The following is a 17,739-nucleotide window of genomic DNA, read 5'->3' as shown; positions in this document are numbered from 1 at the left end:
CCCGTCGCAGCTGCTGGCAGCGCCCTCGGTGCTGTCCTCCCCCGCACACCCGCCTCCCCACGGGCGGGCGAACACTTTGCACACCGTTTGCAGGCTATTGATAACCCCGCGACCGACGGTCGTCAACGAGATCGGCCCTGGCCTGGGACGGGGCTCTCCGCCCGCCCGGTTTCAGCGGAAGACGTGGCCCCCGTCGACGAAGATCGTCTGACCCGTGATCGCGCGCGACATGTCGGACAGGAAGAACACGGCCGCGTTGGCGACGTCCCGGTCGGTGGCCATGCGCCGCAGGGACAGCTCCTCGGAGATGGCGTCCACCAGCACCTGCCGGTCGACGCCCCGGCGGGCCGCCTCACCGTCGAAGTACCCCTCCACCCGCGGGCCCCACTTCCACCCCGGCGCGACGGTGTTGGTGCGGATCCCCGACGGCCCCAGCTCGTCGGCCAGGAAGTAGGTGGCGGTCACCAGCGCGCCCTTGCTCATGCCGTAGGCGAGGTTCCAGCGGGTGCGGCGCGTGCGGGCGAACGAGGTCGACCCGATGATGACGATCGAGCCGCCGTCGGGCGGCATGAGCGGGACCATCGCCTTGGTGACCCGCAGCGTGCCCTTGACGTTGACCGCCGCGGCACGGTCCCAGTCGTCGAGCACGTCGTCGTCCATCAGGCCGCCCACGGGGTCGTCGAACGCGGCGACGTTGACGATGCCGTGGACGTGCGGGAACCGGGCGCGCACCCGTTCCGGCAGCGCCGCGCAGTGCGCCGCGGAGGTGATGTCGACCTCCACCGCCAGGCTGCGCTCGCCGCCGGGGTCGAGGTCGGCCCGGATCTTCTCGACCCGGTCGCCGAACATGTCGGTGAGCACCACACGACCGCCCTCGTCGAGCACGGCGGCGGCGGTCTCGTGCCCGAGCCCCGGGCCCACGCCCGATATCAGCACCACTCGATCGTCCAAGAGTCCCACGGTTCTCCTTCGGTGTCAGAGGGGGTTGGCTGCCTCAGAAGCAGGCGTCGGCGCAGGCCTCCATGGCCGCCCGCTTGCTGGCGAGCGACGCGAACGCCGGGTCGCCCGGAGGCCAGGCGACGACCACGGTGGATGTGACGCCCCACGCCTCCAGGTCCTCGTAGAGCGCTCGGCTGGGTGGCGCCTGCGGGATGACCAGGGTCTCGAACGACACGGGACCGGCGTCGCCTCCCCGCTCGTCGAGCACCTGCCGCCGCTGCTCCTGCAGCCGGGCCAGCAGTCCGGGGATCTCCTCGACCGCGTAGTTCATGCCCAGCCAGCCGTCGTGGCGGGCGGCCCGGCGCAGGGCGACGTCGCTGCGCCCGCCCACCCACACCGGGATGTGCGCCTCCGGCCGCGGGTACATGGACGTGGGGCCGAAGTCGAAGTGGCGCCCGTGCCACTCCACCACGCCGTCGTCCCAGAACGCCCGCATCACCGCGAGCATCTCGTCCAGGCGGCTGCCCCGGGTCCGGGGGTCGTGGCCCAACAGGGCGATCTCCTCCCGCAGCCAGCCGGCGCCGACGCCCAGGGCGAAGCGGTTGCCCGACAGGATCGACACGGTGGCCGCCTGCTTGGCCACCGTGAACGGGTCGCGCATCGGCAGCACCAGCACGTAGGGCAGGAACCGCAGGCGGCTGGTGGCCACGGCCATGGCCGCGATCGACGTGAACGGGTCAGGGAAGGGCGTGGTCGTCGTGAAGGTCGACTCGCCCCCGGGGTGGGCCGACGCGTGGTCGTGGGGCACGGCCACGTGGTCGGCCACGGCGATGCCGTGGTAGCCGACCTCCTCGGCCGCCCGCGCCACCTCCACCAGCTGGGAGGTGTCCTCGTGCATGACGCAGAGCCAGTGGCGCATCTGCTCGGCCTCAGGTGGGGATCTCGAGGTCGTCGGGCAGGCCGTCCCGCCAGACCTCCTCTTCGACCAGCTCGGCGCTGCGCCAGCCGTCCGGGGTGCGCACCAGCCGGTGGTGGTAGTAGCCGCCACCGGGCAGGAACCGGGAGGCGCCGTCGGGCCCGGTCATCATCAGCGGGTTGAAGAAGTAGGCCCGCACCGACGCGGTGTCGCCGTCGATCCGCACCTCCTTGTTGCCCAGCAGGTGCTGGCGCACCGGGAAGGGCTCGAGGGCGCGGATCAACCAGTCCCTGATGTCGTCGGGCCCGCCTCGGATGCCGCCGGCCGACGTGTAGTCGATGACCGCGTCGGGCAGGAACACCGTGTCGAACAGCTCCCAGCGTTCCAGGTCGACCGCGGTCGTGTACCGGGTGAGCAGGTCGTCTATGGCGATGCGGTCGGCCACGTAGCTGAGCGTCCCGGCATCGATGGGCGTGGGCATGGTCGGTCCTCCTGCGGTCACCGCAGCTCGGCGATGACGTCGTCGGCGAAGCGCTCGGCCGCGGCGACCTTGTCGGCGACCGTGGAGCTGAAGGCCCGCTCGCTGCTCTGCTCGGCCAGCATCCACGGTGCGCAGATCCAGTCGGTCACCCCGGCGTCCTCGAACCGGCGGATCAGGTCGGGCTCCGGCGGGGCCGCCACCGTCATGTAGATCGGGTAGCCCTCCTCCGACCGGCCGGCCCGGGCCAACTCGGCGGTGAAGGTCTGCAGCAGCTCCATGGCCTCGTCCGGCGGGCGCACGTCGGCGCACATCCAGCCGTCGCCGAGCTGCACGGCCCGGCGCATGGCCGGCCGGCTGTTGCCGCCGACGTAGACCGGGACCGGGCGACTCGGCGACGGGCGGAGCATCACCGGGGGCACGTCGTAGTGGGAGCCGTGGTACTCGACCCAGCCCCCGCCCCACAGCGCGCGCAGGGCGGGGATCATGTCGTCGAGCCGGGCGCCCCGGTTGCCGAACTCCTGGCCGGTGAGGTCGAACTCCTCCTTGCACCAGCCCGCCCCCACCCCGCAGCGCACCCGGTCGCCGGAGATGACCGCCGCGGTCCCCACCTGCTTGGCCACCGAGAGCAGGTCCCGGGCCGGGGCCACGTAGACCCCGGTGGTGAACGTGAGGCGCTCGGTCACCGCGGCCATGGCCGATATGAGGCACCAGCAGTCGGGCCAGGGCGACTCGGGCGCCCAGGCCGGCGAGCCGTCCTCGTACGGCGAGTAGGGGTAGGGCGACTGCAGGTCCTTCGGGTAGCAGATGTGGTCCGACACGAAGATGCCGTCGAAGCCGAGGTCGTCGGTCGCCCGGCACAGCTCGAGCAGGTGGTCGACCTCCAGGAAGGCCACGGCCTGGTGGAAGCGCATCAGCGGTGCCCCCTCACCGGTCGAGGACCTCGTAGCAGGAGAACTCCTGCGACGACTCGTACTGGCCCTCGCGGACCTGCACCAGGCCCGCGCACGGGGCGGGTCGGTTCAGGGCGTCGGGGAACTCGATGGGGCCGACGGCGCCCTCGAGCTCGGGCTCGTAGGTGAACCCGCCGTTGACGGTGTCGTGGAACGCCTGGGGCGTCAGGTCCTCGCCGGTGGCTTCGAGCATGGCGATGAACATGTCCGCCTGCCAGTAGCCCAGCGAGACCCCGAACGTCATGAACGGCTCCTCGCCGATGGCTTCCAGGTCGTCCTCGATCTGCTGGGTGGCCGGGCTGTCGTCCTCCTGGGGCGGCACCTGGACGTTGACGTAGGTGCCCTCGAGCGCGGCGGCCGCGTCGGCCTGCTCGTCCAGCACACCGGGGACGTAGGCGACGTAGCCCATGGTCGCCCCCTCGAACCCGGCGGCCCGCAGGGCGCCGTTGAGGCCCACGCTGCCCGGGAAGTCCAGGGACATGACCACGATGTCCGGGTCCTGGGCCAGCATCTCCTGGGCGTAGGGGGTCCAGTCGGTGGTCTGCCCCGCGGGCGGGGCGTTGGCCTCGGAGTACACGACCTCCGCTCCGCGGTCCTGCAGCACGCTCTCGTACAGGCCGAGGGCCCCGCGGCCGGAGTCGTCGTCGCCGGCCTGGATGGCCGCCCGCACCTCGTCGGCGGGCTTGTCCAGCTCCTCCAGCATCGGGTCGATGGTGGAGGTGTTGGCGATGTCCGGGTTGATGAGGCACCCGCTGAAGCCGTAGCCCCACTCGGAGCCGCAGAACCCGGGGACCATGCCCCACCCGATGTAGGGGACCTCCTCCTCCTGGAGGAAGTCCGACGACTGGGGCAGGAAGTTGACGCTGGTCACGGGGAGCACCGCGAACACCTCCTCGCTCTGCACGAGGTCGCGGACGATGCTCGCTCCCCGGCTGGCGTCGCTGGCGTCGTCCTGCACGCCGGTCAGCGTGATCTTCCGGCCGTGGACGCCACCGTCGCGGTTGGCCCGCTCGAACCGGGCCTTGGCGCCGACGTCGATGCCGGGGTAGTACTCGAGCTGGGCGACGCCGCCCACCCGGATCTCGTCGGCGGACACGCCCCGGGCCGTCTGGCTCTCCTGGGGTGCCGCCGGCTCGTCGTTGCCGTCGTTGCCGCCGTCGCTGCTGTCGCTGTCGTCGCCGCTGGTCCCGCAGGCGCTCACCACCAACAACACGAGAGCCAGCACTCCTACTGTTCGGCGCTTCATCTTCTCTTCCCCCTCGCTTGCACGATGGACAGGTCTTGCGATCTGGTCGGACTCGGTGTCTTCACGGCTCAGCCCAGGTAGGCGGCCCGCACTTCGGGATCGGCCCGGACCTCGGCGGGCGTTCCGGCGGCCAGCACCCGGCCGAGGTGGAGCACCAGGATCCGGGAGGCGTGCTCCATGACGAAGCCGACGTCGTGCTCCACCAGGAGCACCGAGAACCCCTGTTCGGCGTGGACCGTGTCGAGCGTCTCCCCGAACCGTCGGGTCTCGGCCTTCCCCAGGCCCGAGGTGGGCTCGTCGAGCAGCAGGAGGTCGGCCCCGTCGACGATGGCCCGGGCGAACTCGACCGTGCGGGCCTCGCCGATGGCCAGGGTGCCGGCCGACAGGGCCACGTCGCGGTCGAAGCCGCACAGCTCCAAGGTCCGGCGGGCCTGTTCGCGGCGGGTGCGCTCGGGCCGCCGGCGGGCGGGCCAGGCCACCACGTCGGCCAGCGGGCCACCCCCACCGCCCCGCCAGTCCTGCGCTGCCACCACGTTGTCCAGCACCGACAGGTCGTCGAACAGCTGCTGGCGCTGGAAGGTGCGGCGGATCCCGGCCCGGGCCCGCTGGGGCGCCGAGCGCCGGGTCACGTCGGCGCCCCGGAACCGGACCCGGCCGGCGGTGGGCTTCCGCAGCCCCGAGATCACGTCGAAGAGGGTGCTCTTGCCGGCCCCGTTGGGACCGATGATCCCCACGACCTCCCCGGGGGCCACCGAGAGGCTGACCTCGTCCAGGGCCCTGACCCCGCCGAACCGCACGCCCACGGCGTCCAGCTCCAGCAGGGGGACGGCGTCCGCGGTCATCGCCGTGCTCCCTGCGGCTCGTCGCCCGACAGCTCCAGGCCCATGTAGGCCGACGACAGCTCCTCCGCGGTCACCGACTCGGCCGGCCCCCGCCGGGCGATGCGGCCCAGGTCGAGCACGGCCACGTCGTCGGCGATGTCGAGCACGGCGTTGGCCTGCTCCTCGATCAGCAGCACCGCCACCCCCGCGTCCCGCAGGCCGGTCACCAGCTCCTTGATCTCGTCCACCACCAGCGGCGCCAGCCCCAGGGAGGGCTCGTCGGCCACGAACACCGCCGGCGGGCTCACCACCACCGAGGCCAGCGACAGGATCTGCTGCTCGCCGCCGGACAGGCGGCCGGCCGGGAGGTCGCGGCGGGCGGCCAGCTGCGGGAACCGGTCGTAGACCGCGGCGCGGTCCTTCCGGCCGGGCAGGCGGACCGCCAGGTTGTCGTCCACGGTCAGGTCCGGGAAGATCCCCCGCGACTCGGGCGACACGACGAGGCCCCGGGGTGCCCGCCGGTGGGCCGCCTCGCCGCTGACGTCCGTCCCCGCGAGGCGCACGGCGCCCGAGGTGACGGGCAGCGTGCCGGCCACCACGGCGCTCAGCGTCGACTTGCCCGCGCCGTTGGGGCCCACCAGAGCGGTGATGCGGCCCGGCCGCAGCTCCAGGTCCACACCGAAGAGGACCGCTGCCGCGCCGTAGCCGGCCGAGACGCCCTGTAGCTCCAGCACGGGCGCCTCCGACCCGGCGGGCTGCCAGGCGGCCGGTCCCGCAGCCGTCGTCACCACCGGCGGCGGCTGCCGATCCTCCGCCTCGGCTGCAGCCTGGGCGGCGGCGGCTCGGCGCCGGCGCGCCCCGAAGAGCGAGAGCATCCCGTTCGGGTCCTTGGCCAGCTGGATGGCGCCCATGCCGAACAGCGCGTCGGGCACCCACGCCACCTCGGTGCCGTCCCAGTTCAGCCAGCTCGGCACCGGCTCGGGCCAATGGACGCCCTTGCTGACGAGCGCGGGGAACAGCGAGGCCATCAGCCCGGCGATCACCGCGCCCTCGGGGCGTCGCACCCCGAACAGCACGACTACCGCCAGCCAGGTGAGGCCCAGCGTCGCCGGGTAGGCCTCGTTGACGGCGTGGCGGTCGAACGAGCTGAGGAGGACGCCGCCCAGCCCGGCCACCCCCGCGGCCAGGGCGAAGACGAGCAGCTTGGCCCGGGTCGCCGACAGCCCGCTGGCCTCGGCGGCCGCCTCCGACGAGCGGACGGCGAGCATGGCCCGGCCCGAGGCCGACGTGCTCACGTTGTGGATGGCCAGGATCACCGCGGCGGTCACGACCAGCAGCACCACGCCGAAGGTGCGCTCGTCGGCAAGGTCGAGGGGGCCGACGGTGAGTCGGGGGATCTCCCAGCCGGCCTGTCCGTTGCGGAACCAGTTCCAGGAGAACAGGACGTTGTCGCCCATGAAGGCCAGCGCCAGCGTCGCCAGGGCCAGCGGCAGCCCTCCCATTCGCAGCGACGGCAGGGCCACGAGGACCCCCAGGACCACGGCCACCGCGATGCCGCCCAGCGCCGCTCCCTGCACCGGCAGGCCGTAGTGCTGGTAGAGCAGGCCGGTGGTGAGCCCGGCCGCGGTCACGAACGCCGCGGGCGCCAGGTTCACCATCCCGCCGTGGCCGGTGACCAGCACGAAGGACAGGAACACCACGCCCAGGGCCAGGCCCCGGGTGGTCAGGCCGAGCCAGAAGGGGTCGGCCACGAACAGGTAGGCGACCAGCAGGGCGGCACCGGCGACCCAGCCGGCGAGGGCTCGGCGCCCGGCGCCCACCAGGGGCAGGTCGCCGACGATGCGCTCCCGGGCGACCGTCCCCGCCTGGCGGCCCTTCGACCGCGACATCACGAGCAGGCCGACGAACACCACCGCGAACGGCACCGAGGCGCTGAAGCCCCGGATGTCCGAGGCGAAGGTGGCGTACCCGGCCACGAGGTTCTGGATGACCCCCAGCGCCAGCCCGCCGACGAAGGCCCACGGCACCGACCGCAGCCCGCCGATCACCGCCGCGGCGACGGCGGCGAACATGGCCAGCGTGTAGGTGGACGCCTGCAGGCTGTTGAAGACCGGCGCGGCGATGACGCCGGCGAAGGCGGCGATGGTGGTGCCCAAGACCCACGAGGCGCCGGTGGCGCGGTCCGGGTCGATGCCGCGCATCCCGGCCAGCTCGGGGCCGTCGACCACCGCCCGGAACTGCAGGCCCAGGCGGGTGCGCCGCACGACGACCCACAGGACCAGCGCCACCACCGCGGCGCCGGCGAAGACGATCACCTGGTTGGAGTCGACGGTCACCCGGCCGAACGGGTTCCAGGTCTCCTTGGGCGTGGGGCCGATGCCGGGGGCCGCGTAGACGTTGGTGCCCAGCGGCAGGTCCCAGTGCACGACGTTCACCAGCACCTCGAAGACCCACCGCATCAGCGCCGGCACCGCCACCAGGATCCCGACCGTGGCCACGATCTTGGCCTCGTCCCGCGCCTGTCCGAGCCGGCGGAAGATGGTGGCGTGCAGCACCCAGCCCAGCGCGGGGGCGAACACGAGGACGGTGGCCAGCGCGGCGGGGACGATCGGCCACCCCCAGCCGACGTGCAGCTCGTAGTAGAGGAAGGCCGAGGCGAAGGCGACCGCCCCGTAGCCGAGGTTGAAGATGCCGCTGGCGGTGTAGGAGAGGACCAGGCCCGAGGCGATCAGCGAGTAGATGGCTCCGCTGACGGCGCCGCTGATGACCAGGCTGAGGAACTTGTCCATCAGCGGAAGAGCTCGCCGGCGTTGACGTCGAGGCACACGCCGGTGACGGAGCTCGCGAGCGGGGAGGCCAGGAAGACGACGGCGTTGGCGCAGTCGACCTCGGTGGGCCAGTCGGGCAGGGCGAACTGGGCGGCGATGGCGCCTTTCTGCTCGGCGACCGTTGTCCCGGTGTCGCGCTCGACGCCCTCCATGTACTGCTCGACCGAGTCGCCCCACATCCAGCCCGGAGCGACCGAGTTGACCCGCACCCCCTCGGCGCCGAGCTCCCGGGCCAGGGTGCGGGCGCCCACGCGCAGCGCGCCCTTGGTCATGGCGTAGGAGCCCATGGTGGGCAGCACCTTGTCGACGATCATCGAGTCGGTGAAGACGACGGACCCCCGGCCGGCCTTCAGGTCGCCGGCGAAGGCCTGCACGACGCGCATGCTGCCCATGACGTTCAGGTCCATCTGCCGGCGCCAGCGATCGATGTCGCCGCCCTCGAGGGGCCCCAGTACCTCGTCGTCGGCCGCGTTGAGGACCAGCGTGTCGACCCGTCCGAAGCGATCGAGCACCGCTCTGTGGAAGGCCGTCACCGCAGCGGGCTCGCCGATGTCGACGTGATGGCCGAAGGTGCCCCGGCCGGTCGCCTCGGCGAGCTCGTCGGCCAGGCCCTTCAGGTAGTCCTCGGAGCGGGCCCCGAGCGCCACGTCGGCGCCGTGCTGGCAGCACTGCTCGGCGATGGCCCGGCCGAGGCCCTCACCGACACCGACCACGACCACGACCTTGTCCTCGAGTAGATCGGTCATCTCTGCGTTCACCCCCTGCCTGTCCTGATCCGGCGATCGGACCACTGCACCAAATGCTTGCTTGAGCCCTCGACCTACGCGGGTACCGGGGCACGTCCACCAGCTCGATCCCCGGCTACTTCAGCGCGACCGGCGCCACCACCCCGCTGACCGACCGGGTCAGCGGGAGGGGGTTGGCCACCAGGAGGACCTCGTAGCGACCGTCTCCGGCGCAGTCCTCCGCCAGCTCGTCGAGGTACCAGTTCTGGCCCTGCAGCAGGCCCATGTCCCGCAGGTGGATCATGTGCACGGGCAGGGTCACCGCCGGGTCCTCGCCCGGCCACACCTCGAACACCAGGGTGTCGGTGGCCACCGCGGCCACGTCGTGGTCCCGCAGCCACTCGATCGAGCGGGTCGACAACCCGGGCGACGGGTTGACGTAGCGCTCACGTCCGTCGGGGAGGTGGTGCATCTGCCCGGTGCGCACCAGGAGCGCGTCCCCCGGCTCCACCGCGACCCCGGCCTGCACCGCCGCCTTCTCGAGGTCGTCCCCCGTGATGGCGTAGCCCTCGTCGAAGTGCTCGACGCCCTTCAGGCGGGCGATGTCGAGCAGGACACCCCGGGTGGTCACCGGCCCGACGTGCTCGATGCCGAGCCGGCCGGCGCCGGACCCGTCGATCACGCTCGCGTCGACGTCGTTGTAGAGCCTGCCCTCGTAGCTCACGTGGGACAGGGCGTCCCAGTGGGTCGCGGCCTGCACCCCCATGCCGAAGGCGTCGTCGGAGGCGCAGAAGTCCGCCGGGTCGCCCGTCATGGGCTCGTTGACGGTCAGCATCCGCAGCGACGGGTTGTCGCGCCCGGGCATCAGCCCCGTCTGCGGGCCGTCCCGGTCGAACGGGATGGCCAGGGAGAACGCCTTGCCGGTCCGGACGGCGGCCACCCCCCGCCGCCGGGCGGCCTCGTCGACCAGGTTCAGGGTCCCGCGCTGGTCGTCGGGGCCCCAACGACCCCAGTTCGACACCCGGGCCGCGAGCTCCTTCAGGTGGTCGGGCAGGGCCATGGCGTCAGCTCGCTCCCGCGATCCTCGCGGCCGCGGCCTCCCGCTGGCGGGTGGTGCGGTGCGTCGGCTCGGTGTCGAACTTGGGGATGACCTCGTCGCCGAACAGGCGGAGCGACTCGGCGGCGACGTCCCACGGCAGGTCGCACGGCACGCCGAAGACGAGCTGGTCGATGCCGACGTTCTCCATCCGGCGGAGCTGCTCGGTGATCTCGTCGGGATCGCCGCACAGGATGTACCCCTGGTCGATGCGGAACTCCACCTCTTCCCGGGTGGGCTCGCTGACCGGCTCCGGCCAGACCGGCGCACCCTCGGGGACCGGGATCGTGTCGTGGTAGTGGTACACGAGGCTCTGGAGGTAGTTGATGCCCATGTTGGCGGCCATCTTCCGGGCCGCCTCGCCGTCCTCCATGCAGACCAGGCCGATGGTCACCATCACGTTGTCGTTGGCGAACGCGCCCACCGGCTCGGCCTTGCCGACGTTGTCCTTGTAGGTGGCGATCAGCGGCGCCATGTCGGGCACGGCCCGGGTGGTGAAGGCCAGCACCCCGAGGCCCATCCGGGCGGCCTTCTCGAAGGTCGGAGGGTTCCCCGCCGCCACCCACATGGGCGGGTGGGGCTTCGAGTAGGGCTTGGGCAGGATGTTCCGGGTGGGGATCTTGTCGCCGGGGAACGGGAGGTTGAAGTACTCGCCCTGGTAGGCGTACTCCTCGTCGCGCCACATCTTGGGGATCTCGCGGATGACCTCGTCCCAGATGGCCCGGGTGTCGTCGGTGGAGGCGATGTCCCAGCCGGTGACCTCCCGGCTGCCGGCGCCCCGGCCCGTCCCGAACTCGAAGCGGCCCTCGGTGAGGTGGTCCAGCATGGCCACCCGCTCGGCGATCCGCCCGGGGTGGTCCTTGTGGGGGTTGAAGCTGAAGATGCCCGAGCCGAGGTGGATGCGCTCGGTCTGCGCCGCGCAGTAGCCGAGGTACGCGTCGCTGGCGGACAGGTGGGAGTACTCGGTCAGGAAGTGGTGCTCGGTGATCCAGGCGTACTTGAAGTTGTTCTGGTCGGCCACCCGGATCAGCTCGGCCTCCTTCATCAGGGCGTTGTGCTCGGCCTGATCGCCTTCCCGCTCGACGCGGGTGTTGGGCACGTGACCCTGGACGAAGATCCCGAATTCCATGGCGTTGCCTTCCCTCGATGGATGGTTGGTGAGTTACGAAGTGCTTGCCGGGTCACGCCACCGGCCGGGTGGCGTGACGGTGGCGCCCGCGTCGACCTTGAGCGACGTGCCGGTGACCCACCGGCCCCCGTCGCCGACCAGGTAGAGGACGGCCCGGGTGATGTCCTCCGGTGCGAGGAACCCGATGGGCAGGAGGTTCTGCTCCCGGCCCAGGGGGTCGAGGTCGGCGGGCGTGCCGTCCGGGCTGCCGGTCATCAGCTCGTACGTGGCCGGGTTCATGACCATGGGCGTGTCCACCCCGCCGGGGTGGACCGCGTTCACGCGGATGTCGTGGGCGCCGAGGTCGACGGCCAGCGCCTTCATCAGCCCGACCACGCCGTGCTTGGCGGCGATGTACGACGCCGCTCCGGGTATCGCCACGAGCCCCGCGGCCGACGAGATCAGCACCACGGAACCGCCCCGGCCCCGCTCGACCATCCCGGGCAGGCAGGCCCGGACGGTGTTCCACACGCCGGTGAGGTTGACGTCGATGACGTCGTCCCACTGGTCGTCGGTCAGCTCCCACGGCAGGTTGAAGGCGAGCACGCCGGCGTTGGCGATCACGATGTCGACCCCGCCCAGCTCGGCCTCGGCCGCGCCGACGAAGGCCCGCAGGCCGGCCCGGTCGCGCACGTCCACCTGACCGGTCACGCAGCGGCGGCCCTCCGCCCGGACGGCCGCCGCGGTCTCGGCGAGCTCGTCGGTGGTGGCGGTGGCGTAGGCGGTGCTGCGGGAGGGGCCGCCGACGTCGCAGGCGGCGATGTCGGCGCCGGCTCGGGCCAGCCCGACGGCGTGGCTCCGACCCTGGCCGCGGGCCGCACCCGTGACCAGCGCGACCTTGCCGTTCAGTTCTGTCACCTCGACGTCACCCCCCTTCCGACGCCTCTCCATTCCACAACCAAGCGATTGGTAGGTCAACCTAGGGTGCCCGTCCGCCACCGTCAAGGGAGGGGTCGTTCGGGCGCCGCTTGACAGGCCCGGAGCCTCAACCCATCATCAACCAAGCGATTGGTCAACGAGAGGAACGACGATGAAGGGTGCTGTCTACGACGGTTCGGAACTGCTGGTCGTCGACGACCTGGAGGTGGGCCTGCCCGGCCCGGGCCAGGTACGGGTCCGCATGCACGCCGCCGGGCTGTGCCACAGCGACGTGAGCGTGGTCGACGGCACCATCCCGTACCCGGTGCCGGTGGTGCTGGGCCACGAAGGGGCCGGCGTGGTCGAGCTCGTGGGCGAGGGCGTCGACCGTGTCGCTCCGGGCGACCACGTGGTGCTGTCGACGCTGACCAACTGCGGCGCCTGCCCGGAGTGCGCCCGGGGCCGCCCCACTATGTGCCGCCAGAGCTTCGGCACGCGGCCCCAGCCCTTCAGCTGGGGCGGCCGCCCCACACACAACTTCGCCAACGCGTCGACCTTCGTCGAGCTGACCGTCGTCGAGGCCCACCAGGTCGTGCGCATCCCCTCCGAGGTACCGCTCGCGGCGGCCTCCCTGATCGGCTGCGCGGTCATGACCGGTGTCGGGGCGGTGCTCAACCGGGCCCGCGTGGGGTTCAACGACACCGCGGTGGTCATCGGCATCGGCGGCATCGGGCTCAACGTCCTCCAGGGCTGCCGCCTGGCCCGCGCCTCGCGCATCGTGGCCGTCGACACCAACCCCGCCAAGGAGGACCTGGCCCGGCAGTTCGGGGCGACCGACTTCATCGGACCGACGCCGGCGGGCGACCTCGTGGACGCGGTCAGGACGATCCTCCCCGACGGGGCCGACCACGTCTTCGAGTGCGTGGGGTCACCCGGCCTGATCGAGGCGGCCACGAACATGCTCGACTGGCACGGGCAGTGCGTGCTGGTGGGCGTCCCGCCCTCCGGCACCAAGGCCTCGTTCCTGGTGGAGGGGATGTTCCTCGACAAGTCCATCCTGGGCCTGCGCTACGGCTCGGCACGGCCCCACCAGGACATCCCCCGCTACGTCGAGCTCTACCAGCGGGGCGATCTGCTCCTCGACGAGCTGGTGAGCAAGACCTCCCCCGTCGACGACATCGCCACCCTGATCGAGGAGCTCGAGCACGGCACCGTGGCCCGCAACGTGCTTACGCTCTGAACGGCCAGTACCGGTCGACGACCTCGGCCACCCGGTCGTCGACCGGGGTGCCGGTGCTGTTCACCACCCGCACCAGCAGCCCGTAGAACGACAGGATCATCACCAGGTCGAGCACCTGCCGCTCGGTGAGCCGCTCGGACAGGGCGGCGAACGTCGCGTCGGAGAGGCCGGCATCACGCTCGACGTCGTCGGTGGCTTTCAGGACCAGCCGCTCGTCGGCGTCGAAGCAGGTGGCGTCGGCCCAGTCGACCAGCCGGGCGATCTGCTCCTCGCTGAACCCGAGGTCGAGCGCCATGGGCACGTGGTGGCTGAAGGGATAGGGGCACCGCGCGACGATCGCCAGCCGCAGGATCGCCAGCTCCACCCAACGCTCGGGCAGCGTGTGGGAGAACCGCACCGCCTCCCCCAGACCGGCCATCCCCCGCACCAGCGAGGGGTTGTGGCCCATCACCCGCTGGACGTTGGCCACCGTCCGCCCGTCTGCCTCGATCTCTGCGAACAGCGCGTCCAGCTCCGCGTCCTCGCCATTCCCGATCGGCCGCAGGCGAGGCCCCGCGCCCCGGTCAGGACCAGACAACGCTCTGCGGCTCGCTGTAGGCGTCGAGTCCGAACGACCCGCCGTCGCGTCCCAGGCCGCTGTGCTTGAAACCGCCGAACGGCGCCTCCGGGTGGCTCTGGAAGCCGTTGATGCACACCGTGCCGGACCGGAGCCGGGCCGCGATCCGGTAGGCGCGGCCGGCGTCCCGGCTGAACAGGTAGCTGTTCAGGCCGTACTGGGACGAGTTGGCGATGGCGATCCCCTCGTCCTCGGTGTCGAAGGGGATCACGCACACCACCGGGCCGAACGCCTCCTGCCGGGCGAGGGTCATGCCCGGGTCGACGCCGCTCACCAGCGTGGGCGCTACGTAGAAGCCGCGCCCGAGGTCGGGCCGGGAGCCGCCCTCGACCACCGTGGCGCCCTCGTCCCGGGCGCCCTGCACCAGACCTTCGATCCGCTCGCGCTGGGCCGCGCTGATCACCGGGCCCAGCACCGTGTCGGCGTCGAGCGGGTCGCCGACCTTGAAGGTCCGGGCCTTGGCGGCCAGCGCGGCCACGAACTCGTCGTGGAGGGACCGGTGCACGATCGCCCGGGTGGGCAGGACGCAGCCCTGCCCGGACAGGAAGCTGTAGGTGACCGAGACCACGTCGACGGCCTGTTCGACCGAGGCGTCGTCCAGCACCAAGGCCGCCCCCTTGCCGCCCAGCTCCAGCAGGAGCCGCTTCATGGTGCGGCCGCCGGCCTCGGCGATCTTCGCCCCCACCGCGGAGCTGCCGGTGAAGCTGACCATGTCGACGTCGGGCGAGTCGACCAGCGCCGCCCCCACCTCGGGGCCGGAACCGGTCACGACGTTCACGACCCCCGGCGGGAAGCCGGCCTCGGCCAGCACCTCGGCGAGCAGCAGGCAGGCCAGCGGGTCCTGGGGCGGGGGCTTCACCACCGTGGTGTTGCCCATGGCCAGGGCCGGGCCGATCTTGCCCGCCATGCCCCCGACCGGGAAGTTGTAGGGGGTGATGCAGGCGACCACGCCGACGGGGCGGCGGGCGGCCACCGCGCCGAGCAGCCTCCCGGGCACTCCGGGGGCGCCGTCGAGCGCCTGGGGCAGCAGCGCCTGGTCCCTGGTCTCCAGCGCCCCGCGGGCGTAGCGGCGCAACCGCCACACCAGCACGCCGAAGTGGAGCTGGGCCGAGGCGGTCAGGGTGGAGCCGGTCTCGGCCTGGGCCAGGGGAACGAACTCGTCCCGGCGCGCCTCGACGAGGTCGGCAGCCCGGTCCAACAGGCGGGAGCGCTCCTCCGGCGAGGTGCGGGACCAGCCGTCGAAGGCGTCCCGGGCGGCGCCGACCGCGCGGGCGATGTCGTCGGCCCCGGCTTCGGGGGCGTCGCCGACCAGTTCCTCAGTGGCCGGGTTGACGATCGGGTACGACCCGCCCGAACCCTCCGACCAGTCGTTGCCGATGAACAAGCCGCGTTGCTTCACCTGCAGGTCGCCCATGTACCTCACCGTCCCCGTGCTCGTCGACGTACACAACCAAGCGATTGCTCCGGAGCGTAGGCGGCCTTGCCGGGAGCTGTCCAGGCTCTCGCCCAGCAGGATCCGCCGGGTGAAGGCCCCTCAGCGGGCGTCGTGGAAGACCAGCCCGAGGGTGTGGCGATGGCCGGAGCGGACGACGCTGGCGCCGTGGCGCAACGGGGCCTTGGCCCATCCCCGGGCCGACCGGACGGGGCGGTCACGGGTGGTGAACACGATCCCGTGGCCCCGCTCGATGGTGCTGGCCGTGGCCCGCGACTGGGCACGGGGCCGCTGCTCGACCACCACGAACTCGCCGCCGGTGTAGTCCTGTCCGGGGCGGTTCAGACCGATCACGACCTGGAGCGGGAACACGAGGTCGCCGTAGAGGTCCTGGTGGAGGGCGTTCCAGTCGCCGGGGCCGTAGCGCAGGATGAGCGGCGTGGGCCGACGCTGGCCGGCGGCGTGGCACCGGTCGAGCCACTCGTCGAACTCGTCGGGCCAGGGCGCCTCCTGGCCGCGACGCTCGGCCCAGGTGCGGGCGATGTCGAGGAGGTGGGGCCAGAACGCCGCCCGCAGGTCCCGCACGACGTCGGGCAGCGGGTGGTCGAAGTACCGGTACTGACCCTCCCCGTACCGGTACCGCGCCATGTCGATCGTCGACCGGAACCGCTCGTCCTGGCCGTACAGCCCCACGAGGTCCCGACACCCGTCGCTCCCGAGGACCTCCCCCACCGGAGCGAGGCCCAGCTCGTCGAGCCCGGCGCCCACCCCCGCCCAGTCGATCCCCTTCACCCTCGCACCGACGTCGACGTCCATACCTCTACAACGCTCCACGCACCCCGTCCGTGAGCCGCCCTCGAGGCCGACGCCTCGATGACTAGGCCGCGAAGGGGCGCTTCTCGCGGGCCTCGGCGAGCGCCGTGGCCCACCACTCGAGTTGGGTCAGGAGGGTCTTGGCGGCGGCGTTGAGCTCGGTCGGGTCGATCAGCTTCCCGTCCTGGTCGAACTGCTCGAAGTACCTGGTGACGCTGATGGTGTCGCGCAGCGTCATCGCGTGCAGCTCGGCGAACACGTGGCGCAGGTGCTCGATGGCGTGCCGGCCGCCCGACAGCCCGCCGTAGGAGACCAGGCCCACCGGCTTGGCCTGCCACTGGGTGAAGTGCCAGTCGATCAGGTTCTTCAGCGACGCCGGGAAGCTGTGGTTGTACTCGGGTGTGATGACCACGAAGGCGTCGGCGTTCTCCAGGCGGGGCGTGAGCTCGGTCAGCACCTCCGCCACCTCGGCGGACGGCTGCCCGCCGTAGGACGGCATGTTCAACGGGAGCTTCACGTCCGCCAGGTCGATGACGTCGACCTCGAAGGGGCCCTCGATCCGCGAGAGGAGCCACTCGGCGACGGTCGGCCCGAACCGCCCGTCGCGCACGCTCCCGATGATCACTGCGATGTTCAGTGAGGTCGTCATGCCGCCAGGATCCCGACTTCCGGCCGACGGAGGGAGACCGGGCTGAGACGCGCCCTGACAGGGCCACGATCAGCTCTCGAGCAGCCGGTAGCGTCACGAAGGTGGGTCAGAACGGACTCAGCACTTCATCAGGGACAAGCGTGAGGCGATCACGCCGGCGGATGTCGGGCTGCCCGCCGGCCCACGCCGCCGGACCCCGGGGCTGCGCCGCGCCGAGCTGGCGATGCTCGCCGGGATCAGCGTCGAGTACCTCACCCGGATCGAGCAGGGCCGCGACCACAACCCGTCGGCGCAGATCCTGGGCGCGCTGGCCGACGCCCTGATGCTCACGCCGGAAGAGCGCACCCACCTCCTCTTCGCCGCCAAGGCCGCCGCGGGTGAGAGCTTCGCCCCCTGCCCGAGCAACCAGCCCCCGTCCCGCGAGGTCCGCCCGACGGTCCAGGCCATCCTGGACCAGCTGGAGCCGGCCCCGGCCCTGCTCTGCAACCGCGCGACCGACGTCCTCGCCTACACCGCCGCCTACGAGGTGCTGGCCCGTCCCCTGGGCATCCTCGACGGCGAGAACCCGAACCTGGTCCACTACCTGTTCGCCGACCCCCGGGCCAAGCAGGCGTTCCCCGACTGGGCCAGGGTCGCCGACGAGCAGCTGACGGTGCTCAGGTCCGCCTTCCCCCCGACCAACGAGCACATGCAGGCCATCACCGACGAGCTGACCGTCCTCGCGGGCGCGGAGTTCACCGATCGGATGACGGCCGCTGCCGGCCCGGAGCGCCGCACCGGAACCGAGCGCTTCGCCCATCCCGAGGTGGGTGAGCTGCGGCTGCTCTACGAGACGCTGCACCTCGACAGCCAACGGATCATCGTCTACGTCCCCGCGGACGACACGGCCCGGGCCGCCCTCGACCTGCTCATCGGCCTCCGGCCCGGCGCCCTGCGCTCCATCACCGCCTGAAACCGCAAG

General features: G+C 72.1%; 17 protein-coding genes. 2 read left to right on the top strand and 15 right to left on the bottom strand.

Features of this window, described 5'->3' with window-relative positions; translation table 11 throughout:
- Positions 1-171 precede the first annotated feature (171 nt).
- From VK611_30700 to VK611_30650, 11 genes are all read right to left on the bottom strand, one after another.
- Positions 172-951, bottom strand: a complete 780-nt coding sequence (locus VK611_30700) for an SDR family oxidoreductase (GenBank protein ID HMG45739.1) — start codon at positions 949-951, stop codon at positions 172-174.
- A gap of 43 nt (positions 952-994) precedes the next feature.
- The gene (locus VK611_30695) at positions 995-1,858 is read right to left on the bottom strand and encodes a TIGR03619 family F420-dependent LLM class oxidoreductase (protein ID HMG45738.1); all 864 of its coding nucleotides are present in this window, start codon (positions 1,856-1,858) and stop codon (positions 995-997) included.
- A gap of 10 nt (positions 1,859-1,868) precedes the next feature.
- The gene (locus VK611_30690; GenBank protein ID HMG45737.1) at positions 1,869-2,336 is read right to left on the bottom strand and encodes a nuclear transport factor 2 family protein; all 468 of its coding nucleotides are present in this window, start codon (positions 2,334-2,336) and stop codon (positions 1,869-1,871) included.
- Positions 2,337-2,353: 17 nt separating this feature from the next.
- The gene (locus tag VK611_30685) at positions 2,354-3,247 is read right to left on the bottom strand and encodes a TIGR03619 family F420-dependent LLM class oxidoreductase (GenBank protein ID HMG45736.1); all 894 of its coding nucleotides are present in this window, start codon (positions 3,245-3,247) and stop codon (positions 2,354-2,356) included.
- 13 nt (positions 3,248-3,260) lie between these two features.
- Positions 3,261-4,532, bottom strand: coding sequence for an ABC transporter substrate-binding protein (locus VK611_30680; GenBank protein ID HMG45735.1), 1,272 nt, complete (start codon positions 4,530-4,532; stop codon positions 3,261-3,263).
- Positions 4,533-4,600: 68 nt separating this feature from the next.
- Positions 4,601-5,374 carry an ABC transporter ATP-binding protein gene (locus VK611_30675; protein HMG45734.1) on the bottom strand — a complete coding sequence of 258 codons (774 nt, stop codon included), beginning with the start codon at positions 5,372-5,374 and terminating at the stop codon, positions 4,601-4,603.
- Positions 5,371-8,142, bottom strand: a complete 2,772-nt coding sequence (locus tag VK611_30670; protein HMG45733.1) for an ATP-binding cassette domain-containing protein — start codon at positions 8,140-8,142, stop codon at positions 5,371-5,373. The genes VK611_30675 and VK611_30670 overlap by 4 nt, the downstream gene beginning before the upstream one ends.
- Positions 8,142-8,927: an SDR family oxidoreductase gene (locus VK611_30665; protein HMG45732.1), complete on the bottom strand. Its 786-nt coding sequence runs from the start codon at positions 8,925-8,927 to the stop codon at positions 8,142-8,144. Before VK611_30665 ends, VK611_30670 begins: the two co-directional genes overlap by 1 nt.
- A gap of 115 nt (positions 8,928-9,042) precedes the next feature.
- A complete protein-coding gene (locus VK611_30660; protein ID HMG45731.1) occupies positions 9,043-9,966 on the bottom strand; it encodes a cyclase family protein in 924 nt (307 codons plus the stop codon).
- A 4-nt stretch (positions 9,967-9,970) separates the two neighbouring features.
- Positions 9,971-11,131, bottom strand: a complete 1,161-nt coding sequence (locus tag VK611_30655; protein ID HMG45730.1) for an LLM class flavin-dependent oxidoreductase — start codon at positions 11,129-11,131, stop codon at positions 9,971-9,973.
- A gap of 33 nt (positions 11,132-11,164) precedes the next feature.
- On the bottom strand, positions 11,165-12,028 hold the full coding sequence (locus VK611_30650; protein ID HMG45729.1) for a mycofactocin-coupled SDR family oxidoreductase: 864 nt from the start codon (positions 12,026-12,028) through the stop codon (positions 11,165-11,167).
- Between the two features lie 172 nt (positions 12,029-12,200).
- Between VK611_30650 and VK611_30645 the strand changes: the two genes are divergently transcribed.
- Positions 12,201-13,268: a Zn-dependent alcohol dehydrogenase gene (locus VK611_30645; GenBank protein HMG45728.1), complete on the top strand. Its 1,068-nt coding sequence runs from the start codon at positions 12,201-12,203 to the stop codon at positions 13,266-13,268.
- Here VK611_30645 and VK611_30640 read toward each other — a convergent pair.
- From VK611_30640 to VK611_30625, 4 genes are all read right to left on the bottom strand, one after another.
- Positions 13,258-13,737 carry a carboxymuconolactone decarboxylase family protein gene (locus tag VK611_30640; protein ID HMG45727.1) on the bottom strand — a complete coding sequence of 160 codons (480 nt, stop codon included), beginning with the start codon at positions 13,735-13,737 and terminating at the stop codon, positions 13,258-13,260. The two genes, VK611_30645 and VK611_30640, sit on opposite strands and share 11 nt — an antisense overlap.
- A gap of 94 nt (positions 13,738-13,831) precedes the next feature.
- A complete protein-coding gene (locus VK611_30635; GenBank protein ID HMG45726.1) occupies positions 13,832-15,298 on the bottom strand; it encodes an aldehyde dehydrogenase family protein in 1,467 nt (488 codons plus the stop codon).
- A gap of 120 nt (positions 15,299-15,418) precedes the next feature.
- Positions 15,419-16,132, bottom strand: coding sequence for a 2OG-Fe(II) oxygenase (locus tag VK611_30630; protein HMG45725.1), 714 nt, complete (start codon positions 16,130-16,132; stop codon positions 15,419-15,421).
- 61 nt (positions 16,133-16,193) lie between these two features.
- The gene (locus tag VK611_30625; protein HMG45724.1) at positions 16,194-16,778 is read right to left on the bottom strand and encodes an NAD(P)H-dependent oxidoreductase; all 585 of its coding nucleotides are present in this window, start codon (positions 16,776-16,778) and stop codon (positions 16,194-16,196) included.
- A gap of 127 nt (positions 16,779-16,905) precedes the next feature.
- On the opposite strand from VK611_30625, the gene VK611_30620 reads away from it, so the two are divergent.
- A complete protein-coding gene (locus tag VK611_30620; protein ID HMG45723.1) occupies positions 16,906-17,730 on the top strand; it encodes a helix-turn-helix transcriptional regulator in 825 nt (274 codons plus the stop codon).
- Positions 17,731-17,739 lie beyond the last annotated feature (9 nt).

The organism is Acidimicrobiales bacterium, assembly GCA_035316325.1.
Lineage (GTDB): Bacteria > Actinomycetota > Acidimicrobiia > Acidimicrobiales > VFJN01 > DASXTK01.
Note: the sequence above shows the minus strand (reverse complement) of the source record. Positions and strands in the feature narration are given on the sequence as shown.